Raw genomic sequence first — 14,102 nt, forward strand, 5'->3', positions numbered from 1 at the left:
TGGCCCTGGTTTCGATCCACCTCTATCGCACCCCCATCTATGACATGGATTCGATCCAATACATGGGGAACGCACTATTAATGGAGCAGACCGACCCGGTCCAGATTCATCAGCGGGTGTATTCCGAATTGCGCCGGTCGGTACCGAGGGGTGCGCTTGAGCAGTTGCTCGGAAACGAGGCCGGCGCTCCGCCAGATCAAAACCGATCACGGCAGGAACGCGCCACAAACCCCTACGGCTTTGCCGAATTTCTTCCGCTGTTCGCAATTCGGCCGCTGTACAACCAAACCCTCTATTTCGTGAGCAAGACGGGGATCGGATTGGTAAGATCCGGAATTCTGATTTCGGTTGGATCGTATTTCTTACTTGGCGTATTGCTCTTCGCCTGGGTCCGCGACTATACAACGCCGCTGCTCAGTCTTTTGATCTGCCTCTTGAGCATGATGAGTCCCCCGCTGACCGCCCTGGGCCGAGACACGACGTCCGATGCCCTTGCCAGCCTGGTCGCGTTTGCCGCCTTGTACCTCCTCTTCGAGAAGCGATTACTGCTCCCCGGCATCGTCCTGCTTCTGTCATCGATTTACTTCCGCACGGACTTCATCGTTTTGGCGGGCCCGGCCATCCTGATCTGCTGGCTAGAGCGCCGCATACAATTTTGGCAAGCGGCGGTGCTCTCGATACTCGCGGTCGCCTCCGTGTTATGCATTGACCATTTCGCCGGGGATTACGGCATCAAAATGCTCTACTATCGCAATTTTGTCGGGACGCCGGTCGCGCCGGCAGAAATGGCCGTTCAGTTCTCAGCGCGGAACTACCTTGCCGCGTTCCGTTCAGGAATTACGAAGGTTTCGGAAAGCTTCTTCCTGCCTTTCCTGCTGCTCGGGACTATTGGGCTGAGATCGAGGCGGTCTCTGCCCCTGCTGGGAGTCGGCGGCCTACGTCGCGCTTCATTTCCTCATCTTGCCCAACTGGCAAGAGAGGTGGTTCGCGGTCTTTTATCTGTCCGCGGTCATAGCTGCGGTGTCGCTCAGAAAACTGCAAAAGAATGACGCGACTGCTGCTTGCGCACGGCCGTAAGCTGCTGGTGGTACTGCAATATCGAAATCTGGCGGCGCGACTAAGTTCATGAAACAACAGAATTAAATTAATCCCCACAGATTCTCTGAGGGCGTCGCATTGGAGTAATCAGGGGTGGCTTTGGCAAGATGGATTTTCAACAGGCACCCCCTGGTGTCCAGAGTTTGAATACTATAAATTCGAGTGAATTCACCGCAGTAATTGATACCAGGGAGGATCTCTTTAGGGAATGCGCGACCTTCATCTTCTTGCTGGGCGGGGTCCCTATAAAGGAATTACCGAGTTCGTGAATCGCCGAATCTTCAACGAGCTCGGATTTGGTTCAGAAGACCGTTTTGTAGACATAGGATGCGGACACGGGCTGCTGTTGCAGTTAGCTATCGAAAGCGGGATTAAAACCGCCATCGGTCTGAACGCCACCGAAGAGGAAGTTCGCCCGTTACTCGCCCTGGGCCTTGATGTAAGGGTGGGTCGTACCGATTTGATTCCCTTGCCGGATTGCTCTGCGTCGGTTGTAGTTTGCAATTCCGTACTGCTGCTCGTTCCAGAAGATAAGATGGCGAAAAGTTTGCGCGAAATAGCAAGAGTTTGTGAGCCGGGCGCACGCGTATGGCTTGGCGAGATACCTCGGATTCCGGAGATTACGAGCGTTCCCAGGCATGAGAGCATCCCGGAGATGCTCTGGTGGATACTCCGTAAGCGGGGCATTCGAAGCTTCGTTGGTATGTGCCGCCGCCTTCTGACCGGCGATCAGCGAGGTCCAGTTCTGGTGAATGACTGGGCGGCAATATTCTTCGCGGCGCCGGAAACCTTTATCAAGATGGCTGAACAAGCCGGTCTTCGGGTAGAGCGCCACTTTCCACATCAATCATTGGACCAGGGCGGGCGCCAATATTCCTCGGCAACCCGGCACGATTATCTTTTTCGTAGGGAATAATTTTGGTGTCGCGAATCGCCGATAGCGCGAACATGTGACAAAGTGCGGGCGACCAGCGCTTGACCTGAGCGACTTGGCGATTGGGAAGAACCGAACTCTCGTGCGCGACTAAGTTTATGAAAGCAATACAATTAAATGAATCGTCGAGGCACGAATTCCATCTCATACAGATAATACTTTGGTAACTCTGCTTGAGACCCAATGTAATACTCCGTTAACAGGAATCGGTTATGATTGTAGTGGTGGCAGAGGCACAAGAAAATAGATCGCAGATGACGGATCGAGGATTTGCAGTGGACATCGAAACCCGCAGAAAAAAGCAACAAACGCTCATGGTCAACCTGGTGGAGCGAAAGGTCCGGTCACGGGCCAAGCAGATCTATGAAACGCGTGGGCAGGGGGACGGCCAAGAGTTGCAGGATTGGTTCCAAGCTGAGTCGGAAGTGCTTGGAAACAGTATCCTTGCGCCTTTGTATAAGCGCATGCGAACGGGGCAGGAAACAGTCGTGAACGAGACCCAGGCCTCAGATCTTTCCTCGCAGGACGACGCCTGCGAGGTTTCCGCGTAAGTGCTCTCTTGGTCTTCTACAGAAGCGGTCTGCATCAAGTCTACTTCCGCTTTGCCAGCTCCCTCTTCCCTTTTCTCGATCCCTTGTGGGCTTTGTCGAGACGTTCAATCACCGCGGCTACGATGATGGGCAGGCCGACAGTGGCGTCGACGAACACTTCTCCGAACCTTCCGCCTTCTGACGGCGGGACGAACTTGCCCCAGGAAATCGCCTCGCTGTAAGGGCTTCCTGACAATCCGCCCCAGTGAACTGGCTCAGGACAGATTCTGAGGCCATAGTGATAGCGTTTCAAGGGCACGTTCTCGCCGAGCCGCCTGTGCCGTAATTCACAGAAGGGACCAAACTGCTGCGACCAGTTGCGTGGAACGCCGCCCCCAATCGTGAAAATTCCCAGCTTCTTTTGCCGCAGCAGCGTCGCTGCAAAATGCTCCAGATCCTCAAAGGGATCGAAGCGAATCTTGTGCCGGCCCGTGGACTCGCGCAGACGATTGTTCAACGCGGTATCGAGACCAAGTTCGGAGTCACTGAAGGCAGGCACGAACACTGGTACACCCTGCTCATAAGCCGATTTCAGAATTCCGCGCTGGTCCTTGTCGCGGTTCGCCAGATACGCGCCGATGGCATGATTCAGCTTGTAGGAGCACATGATTTCATTGTGGTCCCAGGCCTCCAGTACGGCCGACATGACTTCCTCAACGTCATCCAGATTCTGCTCGGGTTCCAGCGTATCGTAGACGCGGTTGTAGCCTTGCTCGTAGAGTTCTTCGTCTGAGACATCGGGATTGGCGCGGAAATGCGACCGGCCCGTGGCCTCGACCAGACCGTGAGCCATGAGCGCGCCGGTCGAGACGATGGCATTCACGATGCCGCGGTCGATCAACTCGGTGACAATGAGTCCCTGCTTGGCCACCGTCATCGCGCCAGCCAGCGTCATCACGATAAAGGCATCTTCGTCGAGCGCCATGGCTTCGAGCACATCGGCAGCCTCGCCGAGTTGGCGTCCAGTAAAGGCCGTCTTCGACATCGCTCGCACCAGGCCGTCGATCGAGGCGATCTTGCCAAGATCGAGCGGCTCCAGCGGGATCAATCGGTCTTCGATGGGATTGTGCAGGCTGCGGTCTTTGCCTTCGCCGCCCGCGGCATGTCCCTGCGACGGATGCGATTGGTCCTTCGTGTTGTTGGGATGATTCCCTGGTTTCACCGCGAACCTCCAAGTGGGCCGTTATTATTTCCGACTCACTACTCTACAAGAAGAGATAGCTTGGTGCCACGGGCACAACTTCCGAAGTAAGAAAATACAAAATCTTGAATCACGAAGACACGAAGAAAGGCCCGATCCTCCAGACATTCGTCTTACTTCATGTCCTTCGTGGTTTCAGATTTTGATCTTCTGAGAAAAAGCCCGGACCCACTCGGGGTCCGGGCTTTCAGCGCTCGGTACGGAAAGCAGAGAACGGCGAAACCTTCCGCTGAGACTAGTTGATGGTGACGGTAACTGTTGCGGTGTGCGTGTTGCCGCCACCGGTTCCGGTTATCGTGATGGTGCGAGTGCCGGTCTTGGCCGTCGGCGCCACCTTGACTTGCATGCCTGCCACGCCCGATCCCGGCGCTGCAATGGTGCTGGGGTTGAACGCCACAAGTACGCCTGCCCCTTGCCCGGTCGCCGTCAACGCAATCGCCGAATCAAAGCCGCCGGAGACGGCGGTGGTGATTCTGGATTTACCGCTGGAGCCCCGTGCCACGCTAATCGCTGTGGGTGCTGCCGTGATAGTGAAGTCGCCCGCATTGACTGGCGCCAGCGCGTCGATCAGAGCCTGGCCGGTCGGGCTGCCCCATCCGGTTACGAGATCGAAGCCGACGGTAGCCGAAAAGCCGTTGCTGCCACTGGTGATGTCATGGAAATCAGTGTTGTAGCTCGAGCTCAAGCCAAGAGTGTAAAGGGCCGGGTTGACGAAGCCGAGCGTGGGTTGTCCATTCGCCACGGCCTGTTGATTGACGAGAGCCAGGAAGCCCGCCCACATGGGTGTGGCAAAGCTGGTTCCACCGTAGTTGTTGGCCGTGCAACTGGTTTGGTCGGCGCAAACGTAGAATGAGAAATCCGAGTTGGCCGAGATGTCCGGTCCGTTCCGCAGTGTTTGTGAACACTTGGTACAACCGGCCGCCGTGGCTACCTGCCAGGAGGGAATGGAGATGCTGTCGGTCGAAATACCGCCACCGCTATCCGACCAGCCCGTCTCCGAGGCCCATGCGCCGCCGGCACCCGTGGTTTTTAAAGAGGTTCCACCCACGGAAGTAACGAGGCCGTCGTCTGAGGGCCACACAAAGCCGCCCGTCGCCCATTTGCCATTGTCGCCAGCCGCATTGAAGAAGTTCTGACCCTGCGTCGCGAACTCCTGGAAGAAGGGCTCGTCGGTGCTGGCGTCAGCTGGTCTCCACAACCACGAAGCGCTCAACTGAGCGTTCAGTGGACTTGCAGTAGCCATGGCGTTAAGAATGCCGGCATCGTCGAGGGTTTGTCCCGACAAGCCGCCCTTTCCAATGTACATCACGAGGCTGGAAAGACCGGGAGCCATGCCGATCGCCTGGGTCATGTCCAGAGTCTGTTCGGTGTCATCACAGCCGGACTTCTCCGTGCAGCTGGTGCTCTGGCCGTCCACAGATAGAAGGGTGATCGGCACGTTGTTGGTTTGGCCGACGTTCGTGAAGTACGTCGTCAGGTCAACCAGGTCGGTTCCAACGAACTCGAACAGGCCCAGTGACTGGCCGGCGCCAGTGAGAGTCCCGTCAGTGTAGTAGGCTGCCCGCATATCGCTGCCGCAGAATGATTTCGAAGGGCAGGAACCGGTGGTGGCTCCAGACCTCACACCCGGATCGTTGGCATCGCGGCGAACCAATGCAGGCTTTGGAATCGAATAGTTGTCCAGGCCGCCAATGCTCCACAGGCGGACCGACAAGTCCGGAGTGGGTTCGCGGTCAGGAGCAAAGAAAGTGCGGTGTTCGGTTGGATGCTGGTAGATACCGAAATTTACGTGCAGGGCCTTCTCAATGTTTTCCACCGAACCGCTGACCGGCAGGATCATCCGATTGCGGGACGTGGCCTTGATCTGGAGCCCGTTGGCTCGCGCGAAAGCCTTCACGGCTTCATAATCTTCGCGGCTGGGACCGTATTTTTCTGTGAACTGATCGACAGTGAGGAACTGGCGGTACGATGGGCTGGAAGGATCGTAAAGGTCCTTCAAAAAGTTTTCCAATTCGGCTTGGTTCTGATGCTGAAGAACGAGAACGATGCGCAGGGACTGGGTTGCGGGCAGGCGGCCTACCATGGGCGCAAGCCCGCTGGTGACCTCTTGCCGCGTGTGACGCGTCATTAGGGTCGGTGATTGCGCCTGACAGACCATACTTACGATCGATACAAGCGCAACGAGGGTCAGCAACGATGGACCGGATCTACGTAGCATGTTTCTCCTTGGAATTTTTTGGTGTCAGTGATTTATCGTTTCGTTGACGGCTGGCGGCAGGTTCCTACCGTAACCCCCTACTCCCGCCCTGGGTGTCAGCCGGTGATCAAGAGTGGAATCTTGCTTCTCGCTTATCGCTTCAAGCGAGGGCACGAGTGTACACCCATAACCTCCGATGCAACGCGTGTAATTTTTGTAAACATTTGTGCAAGCGGCTTCGTGCACAAACATTGCAGAAAGTTGCGCACCCTCGAGCCGTGCGAGGCTTCCCGTTGATGGCTGAGCTGCATCTCCGGCGCAGCATCGCGTTACACTGCGGTCATGCCGGGCAAGCGCCAGTTTGAGCAACAACTGTCGAGTCTCGACGCGTTGCGTGAGCAGTCCGCGGATGACCGTATTGATCCTCTGCGCAAAGCGCTGGCGCAACGCAACAACTTCATAGTCGCGAAGGCGGCCGATCTGGTGCGCGAATTCAAAATAGCGCAACTTCTGCCGGAACTTGAGAGCGCTTTCGCCCGGTTCTTTGACAATCCTGTAAAGACCGACCCGCAGTGCTGGGCTAAGAATGCCGTCAGCCGCACGCTGGCCGCTCTGGAACATCAGGAGGCGGAAGTTTTTCTTCGCGGCATGCGCCATATCCAGATGGAACCGGTGTGGGGCGGGCAATCGGATACGGCCGGAACTCTGCGTGCCATATGTGCGTTGGCGCTGGTGCAGTGCCGCAGTCTGAGCGAAGCGGACTTGCTCAAACACCTGCTTGACCTGATGGGCGACAAAGACAAGACCGTTCGAGTGGAGACGGCGCGGGCGATCGAGCAGGTTGGCTCCCGATCCGCGGCGCTGCTGCTGCGGTTACGGGCAGTGCTCGGAGCCGACGAGCCCGAAGTGCTGGGCGCCTGCTATGGAGGGATTTTGCGAATCGAGGGCGCGGGTGCGATTCCGTGGGTTCGTCGCTTCCTGGACGCAGGCGACGACAACTCTGCGGAAGCCGCGCTCGCCTTGGCTGGAACGCATTCCCCGGAGGCTTTCGAGGCGTTGCAGGAAGCATTGCCGAAGGCGCACGATCCGTGGTGGCGATCAGTATTGCTGTCGGCGATCTCGCTTACGCGCCAGGATGCGGCACTGGCGTTTCTGATGGAGTTGGTACGCGCTGACGCCCTCGACGCCGAGCCCGCGATCGAAGCCATCGTGCGGTCAATGCCATCCGAGGAGATTATTAAGGCGCTGCAAAAACTGGTTGCGGGCAACCCACGCCTGGCTCGCGCCTTTGCGGCGCAGCGGAGACAATCGAAGTGATTGCCGGCGGCATCTTGCACGGGTGCAGTACGGTTCTGTTTAGCTGAAAGCTGGCGGCTGAGAGCAGACAGCTCCGCCTGCTATATTTGTTCGCGGAGGTCGGAAACGCGTGCCCCCTGAAAAGTTTCGCGTGGCGCTGGTGCAGATGTCGTGCGGGCCAGAGCCGGAACAGAATCTAGAGAAAGCGCTCGGCCGAGTCGCTGACGCAGCCGGCCGCGGGGCCCAAGTCGTGTGCCTGCCCGAGCTTTTTCAGACGCAGTACTTCTGCCAGCGTGAAGACCATTCGCTTTTCGATTTAGCCGAGCCGATCCCGGGGCCGAGTTCTGAGAAACTGTCTGCCGCGGCACGGGGTAATGGCGTGGTGCTGATTGCATCGCTCTTCGAGAAGCGGGCGGCCGGGGTCTATCACAACACGGCAGCGATTTTCGACCGCGACGGCTCGCTGCGCGGCCTTTATCGCAAGATGCATATTCCCGACGATCCCCTGTATTACGAGAAGTTCTATTTCACGCCGGGGGATCTGGGATTCCGGGCGCTCGACACCAGCGCCGGACGACTGGGCACGCTGGTCTGCTGGGACCAGTGGTATCCCGAAGGCGCGCGGCTGACGGCATTGCAGGGCGCGCAGGTTTTGTTTTATCCCACTGCGATTGGATGGCATCCCGCGGAGAAAGCCGAATTTGGCGTGGCCCAGCATGATGCCTGGCGTACTATTCAGCGAGCTCACGCGATTGCCAACGGGGTTTATGTCGCGGTCGTGAACCGCGTTGGTTTTGAAACCGGCAATGTGCGCGGGAATTCGGCGCCCGGCCAGGGGCTTGAGTTCTGGGGCGGATCATTTTTCTGCGATCCCTTTGGGCGCGTGTTGGCGGAGGGCTCGCACGACCGCGAAGAGATCCTGGTCGGCGACGTTGATCTGAAAGCGCTGGAAGATATCCGGCGTAACTGGCCGTTCCTGCGCGACCGGCGGATTGACGCGTATGGCGGAATCGGGAGCCGGATGATCGATTGACGCGAGAATCAGGCTATTCAGGAGCCCATGCCATGACTCACGAAGCCGGTCGGACCATAACACGCCCTGTTCTCACTTCGATCGCCGCACAATTATTCGTTGCCGACATCAAAGCGTCGTGCGATTTCTATACCGATAAGCTCGGCTTCACGGTCGACTTCGTCTATGGCGACCCGCCATTCTATGGGCAGGTCACCCGCGACCACGCGCGGCTTGCTTTACGAGTGGTCGGGGAGTTCGTATTCGTCGGAGATATTCGAGAGCGCGAGCATCTGCTGTCCGCTTCACTCACGGTCGGTAGTGCGGACGAGATTAACCAACTTTTCTCGACTTACCAGGCGGCCGGAGTGCGCTTTCATCAGACCTTGAAGGAGGACACTTGGGGCGCCAGAACCTTCATCGTTGGGGACCTGGATGGAAACCTCATTCTCTTTGCCGGCCCGGCGGAATAATGGACTCGTAGTTCAGCCTGATTCACGTCAACTCCAGAGGTGGTTGCGAAACTGTGAAATCCCGAATGAACCTGGCAGAGACACCGGCGGCACTCGGTCAGCGCATGCCGGCCGAGTGGGAGCCGCATGCCGGGACCTGGCTGGCGTGGCCGCACTACCGCGGCGACTGGCCCGGGAAATTCGAGCCCATTCCATGGGTCTATGCCGACATCATCCGCAATCTGGCAAAGCATGAACGCGTGGAGTTGATCGTTAACGACGGGAATGCTGCCCGCCAGGCGCGAAAAGCTCTACGCCGAGCCGAGGCATTGTCGGGGAATGTGTATTTTCATCGTTGGCCTACGAACCGCGTATGGTTGCGGGACTCTGGCTGCATCTTCCTGACGGCGCAGCCGGGCGTTGCCCGGCCGGACAGTCCGGCGCGTCTGTCCCCACATGGCGCTCAAAGCTCCGAACCGTTTACCCTCAAGTTTCGCTTTAACGCGTGGGCGAAATATTCCAACTGGCGGCATGATGAAAAAATCGGCAGTCTGATGGCGAAGGCCGCGCATGCTCGCGAGATTCGACCGCTCGCCGCGGGCAATCGTATCGTTCTCGAAGGCGGCTCCATCGACGTCAACGGCGCAGGCACGATTTTGACTACTGAGGAGTGCCTGCTCAGCAAAGTACAGGAGCGCAATCCGCACATGGCGCGTGCCCACTACGAGAAGGCCTTTGCCGATTATCTGGGCGCGCCGAATACGATCTGGCTGGGACGCGGCATCTTCGGCGACGACACGCACGGTCACGTCGACGACCTCACGCGCTTCGTCTCAAAGAACACAGTCGTGACGATGGTGGAAAGAAATTCCAAAGACGTAAATCACGCTCCGCTGCAAGCCAATTTGCGCCGGCTACAGTCCGCGCGCGACCAGGACGGAAAACAACTCAACGTCGTTGAACTGCCCATGCCGCAGCCCGTCGTGTTTGAAAGCCGCCGTCTGCCCGCGAGCTACGCCAATTTTTATATTGCCAATGGAGTCGTGCTGGCGCCGGTGTTCAATCGGCCCAATGATCGCATCGCGCTGAACACGTTGGCCGAACTCTTCCCGACCCGCGAAATTGTTCCCATCTATTCGGGAGACTTCATCTGGGGACTGGGCGCAATGCACTGCATGACACAACAACAGCCAATGTGAAGAGAATTGTGAAGAGAATTCAGATTTCCGATTTCGGATTTCAGATTGAGCAGCCGCGGAACGGTCTGTCAATCTGAAATCCAAAGCGGAAAATCTGAACGGCCCCGTCACGCCTGCGTCTCTACATCGAGGGCGGAACCCCGCCTCCCGGGGGCGGAGTCGATGGCGGGCATTGTGTACCCGCAGACGCTCCAGGATTCGTCTGCGATGGGCTTCCCGGCGTTGTCGCATTCGGGTTGCCTGGATTGGCTCCGCTTGCGGCTGGATTCGTCGGTGTTGGATTCGTCGATCCTTGATTTGCGGTTCCTTGATTTGCGGTTCCTTGATTCATCGATCCTTGATTGGATGATCCTTGCATTGTTGAACCCGCGTTGGGGACCGCTCCGCCCGGTGCGTTCTGTGCGGTCACGCATGTAGTTCCAGCCGGCGGATTTGTCGGCTGCGTACCCGGCACGCCCTGAGTCGGCGAGGCGGTCGTAGGTTGGGAAGTTGGCGGCGAGCTTTGCGTACCCTGCCCCGCTGCCTTCGTCGTTATAGGCGTGGGAGGACCGATCGCGCTAGCCGGCGGCGTAGTCGCAGTACCGGTTGGGGGAGCTGCGTTAGGTGTGGAAGTCTGGCCTGCGCCCGTGGTTCTGCTCTGGGCGATCATTCCAGTCGTACAGCATAGAAGACCGAGTATTATCGTGATTCGTAATGACGTCATTTAACCTCCGACGGGACATCGGCGCCCCGTTGATTGTTCGGCGCCGTTGTTTCCTTGCTTTGCCCAGTCTCAAACCGGCCTGGACAGCCCGCTATCCGGTGGATTCTGTAGACGCGAGGGATGGAGGATTTTTAGGGGGCCTGAGCGCAGGCCGACTATGAAGGATAAAAACGGCCAAGAGAGAAGCGAACTCTCATTCCGCGTCTCGCTCGTATGCGGCATTTTCTAACGGTGATACTGGGTAGGTTGGGGGCCTTTTTCCAGTGTCTCGCGATCCCAGATGGCGCCGTCGCGCGTATAGCTGGCCAACTCGAAATCCTGCGTGAGTTCGAGCGCGTCGGTGGGGCAAGCATCTTCGCACAGGCCGCAGAACATGCAGCGGCTCAGGTCGTATGTGAAGTGGGTGAGTTCTTTACGACGGGTCTTTTCGTTGCGTTCGCTGCCGACAATAATCAGATGCTCGGGACAAGCCAGAGCACACAGGTCGCAGGCAATACACATGGTTTCGTCGGTATCGGGATTGACGTTCAGCCGCGGCGCGCCACGATAGCGTTCAGCCACCTGCGGCCGCTCCAGCGGATACTGCTCGGTGTAAATCTCCTTGGGATCCTGATAGCGGAACGTGATCTTCAGTCCCTGCAACAGGTCCACCAGGAAGACCTTGCGGAGCAAGCTTGGGATGCCCATGTCGGGGCTAGAATACCACTTGTCGGTCGCCGGTTGCCAGAGGGCGGTTTCAACGGTGCTGTCTTAAATTCACCCAGTACCGTTTCAACCGCGTTCACCCTACCGTCAATCAGCGAGAAGCCGCCTTTAGTTTTCCTCCGTGTTTCCCTGTGCGTTCCGTGGTTAAGGGGTTGATGTTCGAAGCATGACCGGCGCTGTGAACTTTTTCCAACGGCGGTGCGTACTGTTGGAAGAGGGACGTTATGAAGGCCTATTTCACAAATCTGTCGACGAGAAGCTGGATGCTTCTCCTTCTTCCAGTTGTGGTCATCGCTTACCCGGTGGTAAGAATCGTGGTTGCGGCCGTGATCCATGCCGTCGTGCCGGATGTCGTCCGCACCGTGCTGAGCGCGATCTAAGCGCGCGTCAGGAATATTCTCGCGACGAAGCCGCTAAAATACTGCGGAGTCAATTCCCGTGCCCCCACACAAAACATCTTCACCGCCCACGCGTAAAACACCTGCACCAAAGGCCGAAGAACCAAGACCCACCCCAGACGAACTCTGGATGGAAGAAGCCCTACGCTGCGCCCAGCGCGCGCTCGAAGCCGGAGAAGTCCCGGTGGGCGCGGTGGTCGTGTGCGGTGGCGCGATCGTTGGCCGCGGATGGAATCGAAATATTTCGGATTCGGACCCCACCGCCCACGCCGAGATCATCGCGCTGCGCGCAGCCGGTGCAGCCATTGGTAACCATCGCATCGAGTACTGCGAACTGTTTGTTACAATTGAGCCGTGCGCCATGTGCGCCGGGGCGATGGTGCATGCCCGTATCCGACGGCTGATATACGGCGCGGACGATCCCAAAGCCGGCGCAGTACGGTCGGTGATGCAAGTCCTGAATCATCCGCAGTTGAACCATAAGATCGAGGTTCGTGGCGGAGTGCTGGCCGGGCGCAGCGCGGAAGTGCTGCAGTCGTTCTTTAGAAAACGTCGTTAGTCGTGAAAAACAGTCGTCGGTCGTTGGTCGTTAGCCTAAACCTTTCTCATTCCGACCCTGAGGAACGCCGATGGGGAGGAATCTGGTTTTGCTGACGGCTGAAAGCTGAGGGCTGATAGCTGCTTTCCGGAGAGGTGCGTGAGTGGTTGAAACGATCCGCCTCGAAAGCGGACATACCTTAACGGGTATCGTGGGTTCAAATCCCACCCTCTCCGCCATCATTCCTCCTCATTGTGCCGGGCCCGTTGGAGCACGATCTGCTGCGTCCAGAACGGCCTTTCGCCCCATTTGCCTCAAGGTTTCCCCAGACTCGCCAGCGCCCGTATCGCCGCGTGGTAGCCGCACATTCCGTGCACGCCGCCCCCGGGTGGAGTCGATGAAGAACAGATGAACACGTCTTTCGCTGAAGTCGCATAGTGCTGCCGCGTCGGCCGAAATAGAAATTGGTGAAGATCCATCACGCCGCCTCCAATGTCTCCGCCGACAAGGTTGGCGTCCATGCTCTCCAGGTCGGCGGGCGAGAACACGCGACGGGCCAGGACACATTCCCGAAATCCTGGAGCGAAGCGCTCGATCTGGCCTTCGAGTCTCTCCAACATATCTATTTTCGAACCGTTAGGCACATGGCAATACGCCCAGGCAACGTGCTTGCCGGCGGGAGCGCGAGAGGCATCGAATATGGTCGGTTGTGCCAATAGAACGAATGGCCGGTCCGCGTGTTGCCCGCTTCGCGTTCCTTTTTCCGAGGCTGCAATCTCCTCGAAGCTTCCGCCCAGATGCACCGTCGCGGCGCGCAGGCACTCCGAAGCCTTCCACGGAATGGGCTGGCTCAAGGCATAATCCACTTTGAATACGCCGGCACCGTAGCGAAACCGTCCCAGTCGACGCTTGTAGCTCTCAGACAAGCGTGGGCCCGCGATTCTGAGAAGCTGCCACGGCGTGATATCGCATAGGATCAAGTCATAGTCCGACAAGGTTGCAAGCGATTCCACGCGCGAAGAAGTTTTGACTTGCCCCCCGAGCGTCGACAAATAACTGCACAGCGCATTGGTAAGCGACTGAGCCCCTTCCCGCGGAATCGGCCAACCCACGGCATGCACGGAGATGCCAAACAACAAGCCAAACGCGCCACTCAGCGGCTCATCGAGGCGAAGAAAAGAGTGCGCAGCCAGACCCGCGAACAATGCCCGGGTGCGCTCGCTGTGAAAACGATGCGAGATTGCCTGCGCAGAGAAGAGAGCACTCACTCCGAAGCGCGCCATCAGCCACGGATGCTTCGGAATGAAAGAAACCGGGCGCAGCACTTCCGGAGCAAAGTCGCGCCAGTTCTCGACAAACGGCCGCACCAGGCTGCCCCAGACATTTCCGTCCGCGCCCAGAGAAGCTACTGCATCTTCGAGGTTGCGCTCCAAAACTACAGCCGTACCATCGTCGAGCGGGTGGGCGAGCGGCGCGGGAGAATGAATCCATTCCAGCCCGTGATCGTGAAGTGGAAGTGAAGAGAAGAAGAGCGAGCCGGCGCCGAGCGGATGTACCGCGGATCCAAAATCGTGCACGAAACCCGGCAGCGTCAATTCCATTGAGCGGACGGCGCCACCAGGCGTCGCTTCCGCCTCCAGCACTTCTACTTGCAGTCCCGCCTGAGCCAGGACGATGGCCGCCGCCAGCCCATTGGGACCCGAGCCCACGATGCACGCCTTGCGATTCATCGCAAATCACCTGTGAGCCCGGCTTGATCGGTATATAAGTTCGCGACCA

12 protein-coding genes and 1 tRNA gene are annotated in these 14,102 nt (G+C 58.1%); 9 read left to right on the plus strand and 4 right to left on the minus strand.

Annotation, left to right across the window (positions count from 1 at the left end):
* Positions 1 to 62 precede the first annotated feature (62 nt).
* The 3 genes from VGM18_05330 (at position 63) to VGM18_05340 (ending at position 2,583) form a co-directional block, all read left to right on the plus strand.
* Positions 63 to 1,049, plus strand: a complete 987-nt coding sequence (locus VGM18_05330; GenBank protein ID HEY3972405.1) for a hypothetical protein — start codon at positions 63 to 65, stop codon at positions 1,047 to 1,049.
* A 257-nt stretch (positions 1,050 to 1,306) separates the two neighbouring features.
* Entirely contained in the window at positions 1,307 to 2,014 is a 708-nt protein-coding gene (locus VGM18_05335) for a class I SAM-dependent methyltransferase (protein ID HEY3972406.1), read from the plus strand.
* A 293-nt stretch (positions 2,015 to 2,307) separates the two neighbouring features.
* Positions 2,308 to 2,583, plus strand: coding sequence for a DUF2934 domain-containing protein (locus VGM18_05340; GenBank protein ID HEY3972407.1), 276 nt, complete (start codon positions 2,308 to 2,310; stop codon positions 2,581 to 2,583).
* A 40-nt stretch (positions 2,584 to 2,623) separates the two neighbouring features.
* On the opposite strand, the gene VGM18_05345 is transcribed toward VGM18_05340, so the two are convergent.
* Together VGM18_05345 and VGM18_05350 are read right to left on the minus strand one after the other, a co-directional pair.
* On the minus strand, positions 2,624 to 3,784 hold the full coding sequence (locus VGM18_05345) for a deoxyhypusine synthase family protein (GenBank protein ID HEY3972408.1): 1,161 nt from the start codon (positions 3,782 to 3,784) through the stop codon (positions 2,624 to 2,626).
* A 274-nt stretch (positions 3,785 to 4,058) separates the two neighbouring features.
* Entirely contained in the window at positions 4,059 to 6,041 is a 1,983-nt protein-coding gene (locus tag VGM18_05350; protein HEY3972409.1) for a S53 family serine peptidase, read from the minus strand.
* Between the two features lie 321 nt (positions 6,042 to 6,362).
* On the opposite strand from VGM18_05350, the gene VGM18_05355 reads away from it, so the two are divergent.
* The 4 genes from VGM18_05355 (at position 6,363) to VGM18_05370 (ending at position 9,979) form a co-directional block, all read left to right on the plus strand.
* A complete protein-coding gene (locus VGM18_05355; protein HEY3972410.1) occupies positions 6,363 to 7,337 on the plus strand; it encodes a hypothetical protein in 975 nt (324 codons plus the stop codon).
* Between the two features lie 109 nt (positions 7,338 to 7,446).
* Entirely contained in the window at positions 7,447 to 8,349 is a 903-nt protein-coding gene (locus VGM18_05360; GenBank protein ID HEY3972411.1) for a carbon-nitrogen hydrolase, read from the plus strand.
* A 32-nt stretch (positions 8,350 to 8,381) separates the two neighbouring features.
* On the plus strand, positions 8,382 to 8,801 hold the full coding sequence (locus tag VGM18_05365; protein HEY3972412.1) for a VOC family protein: 420 nt from the start codon (positions 8,382 to 8,384) through the stop codon (positions 8,799 to 8,801).
* Between the two features lie 53 nt (positions 8,802 to 8,854).
* The gene (locus VGM18_05370) at positions 8,855 to 9,979 is read left to right on the plus strand and encodes an agmatine deiminase family protein (protein HEY3972413.1); all 1,125 of its coding nucleotides are present in this window, start codon (positions 8,855 to 8,857) and stop codon (positions 9,977 to 9,979) included.
* A gap of 928 nt (positions 9,980 to 10,907) precedes the next feature.
* Here VGM18_05370 and VGM18_05375 read toward each other — a convergent pair.
* Positions 10,908 to 11,369 carry an NADH-quinone oxidoreductase subunit I gene (locus tag VGM18_05375; protein HEY3972414.1) on the minus strand — a complete coding sequence of 154 codons (462 nt, stop codon included), beginning with the start codon at positions 11,367 to 11,369 and terminating at the stop codon, positions 10,908 to 10,910.
* A gap of 456 nt (positions 11,370 to 11,825) precedes the next feature.
* Between VGM18_05375 and tadA the strand changes: the two genes are divergently transcribed.
* Positions 11,826 to 12,344: a tRNA adenosine(34) deaminase TadA gene (tadA, locus tag VGM18_05380; protein HEY3972415.1), complete on the plus strand. Its 519-nt coding sequence runs from the start codon at positions 11,826 to 11,828 to the stop codon at positions 12,342 to 12,344.
* A gap of 128 nt (positions 12,345 to 12,472) precedes the next feature.
* Positions 12,473 to 12,562, plus strand: a tRNA-Ser gene (locus VGM18_05385).
* Between the two features lie 75 nt (positions 12,563 to 12,637).
* Here VGM18_05385 and VGM18_05390 read toward each other — a convergent pair.
* Positions 12,638 to 14,053 (minus strand): NAD(P)/FAD-dependent oxidoreductase, encoded by a 1,416-nt coding sequence (locus VGM18_05390; GenBank protein HEY3972416.1) that lies wholly within the window; start codon positions 14,051 to 14,053, stop codon positions 12,638 to 12,640.
* Positions 14,054 to 14,102 lie beyond the last annotated feature (49 nt).

This window comes from Candidatus Sulfotelmatobacter sp. (assembly GCA_036500765.1).
Taxonomy (GTDB): Bacteria; Acidobacteriota; Terriglobia; order Terriglobales; family Acidobacteriaceae; genus Sulfotelmatobacter.

Bases quoted from the DNA above. Each gene is read 5' to 3' on its own strand.
- VGM18_05330 (HEY3972405.1), top strand. From the start codon at position 63: ATGGGGAACGCACTATTAATGGAGCAGACCGACCCGGTCCAGATTCAT.
- VGM18_05390 (HEY3972416.1), bottom strand. From the start codon at position 14,053: ATGAATCGCAAGGCGTGCATCGTGGGCTCGGGTCCCAATGGGCTGGCG.
- VGM18_05375 (HEY3972414.1), bottom strand. From the start codon at position 11,369: ATGGGCATCCCAAGCTTGCTCCGCAAGGTCTTCCTGGTGGACCTGTTG.
- VGM18_05335 (HEY3972406.1), top strand. From the start codon at position 1,307: ATGCGCGACCTTCATCTTCTTGCTGGGCGGGGTCCCTATAAAGGAATT.
- VGM18_05355 (HEY3972410.1), top strand. From the start codon at position 6,363: ATGCCGGGCAAGCGCCAGTTTGAGCAACAACTGTCGAGTCTCGACGCG.
- VGM18_05350 (HEY3972409.1), bottom strand. From the start codon at position 6,041: ATGCTACGTAGATCCGGTCCATCGTTGCTGACCCTCGTTGCGCTTGTA.
- VGM18_05365 (HEY3972412.1), top strand. From the start codon at position 8,382: ATGACTCACGAAGCCGGTCGGACCATAACACGCCCTGTTCTCACTTCG.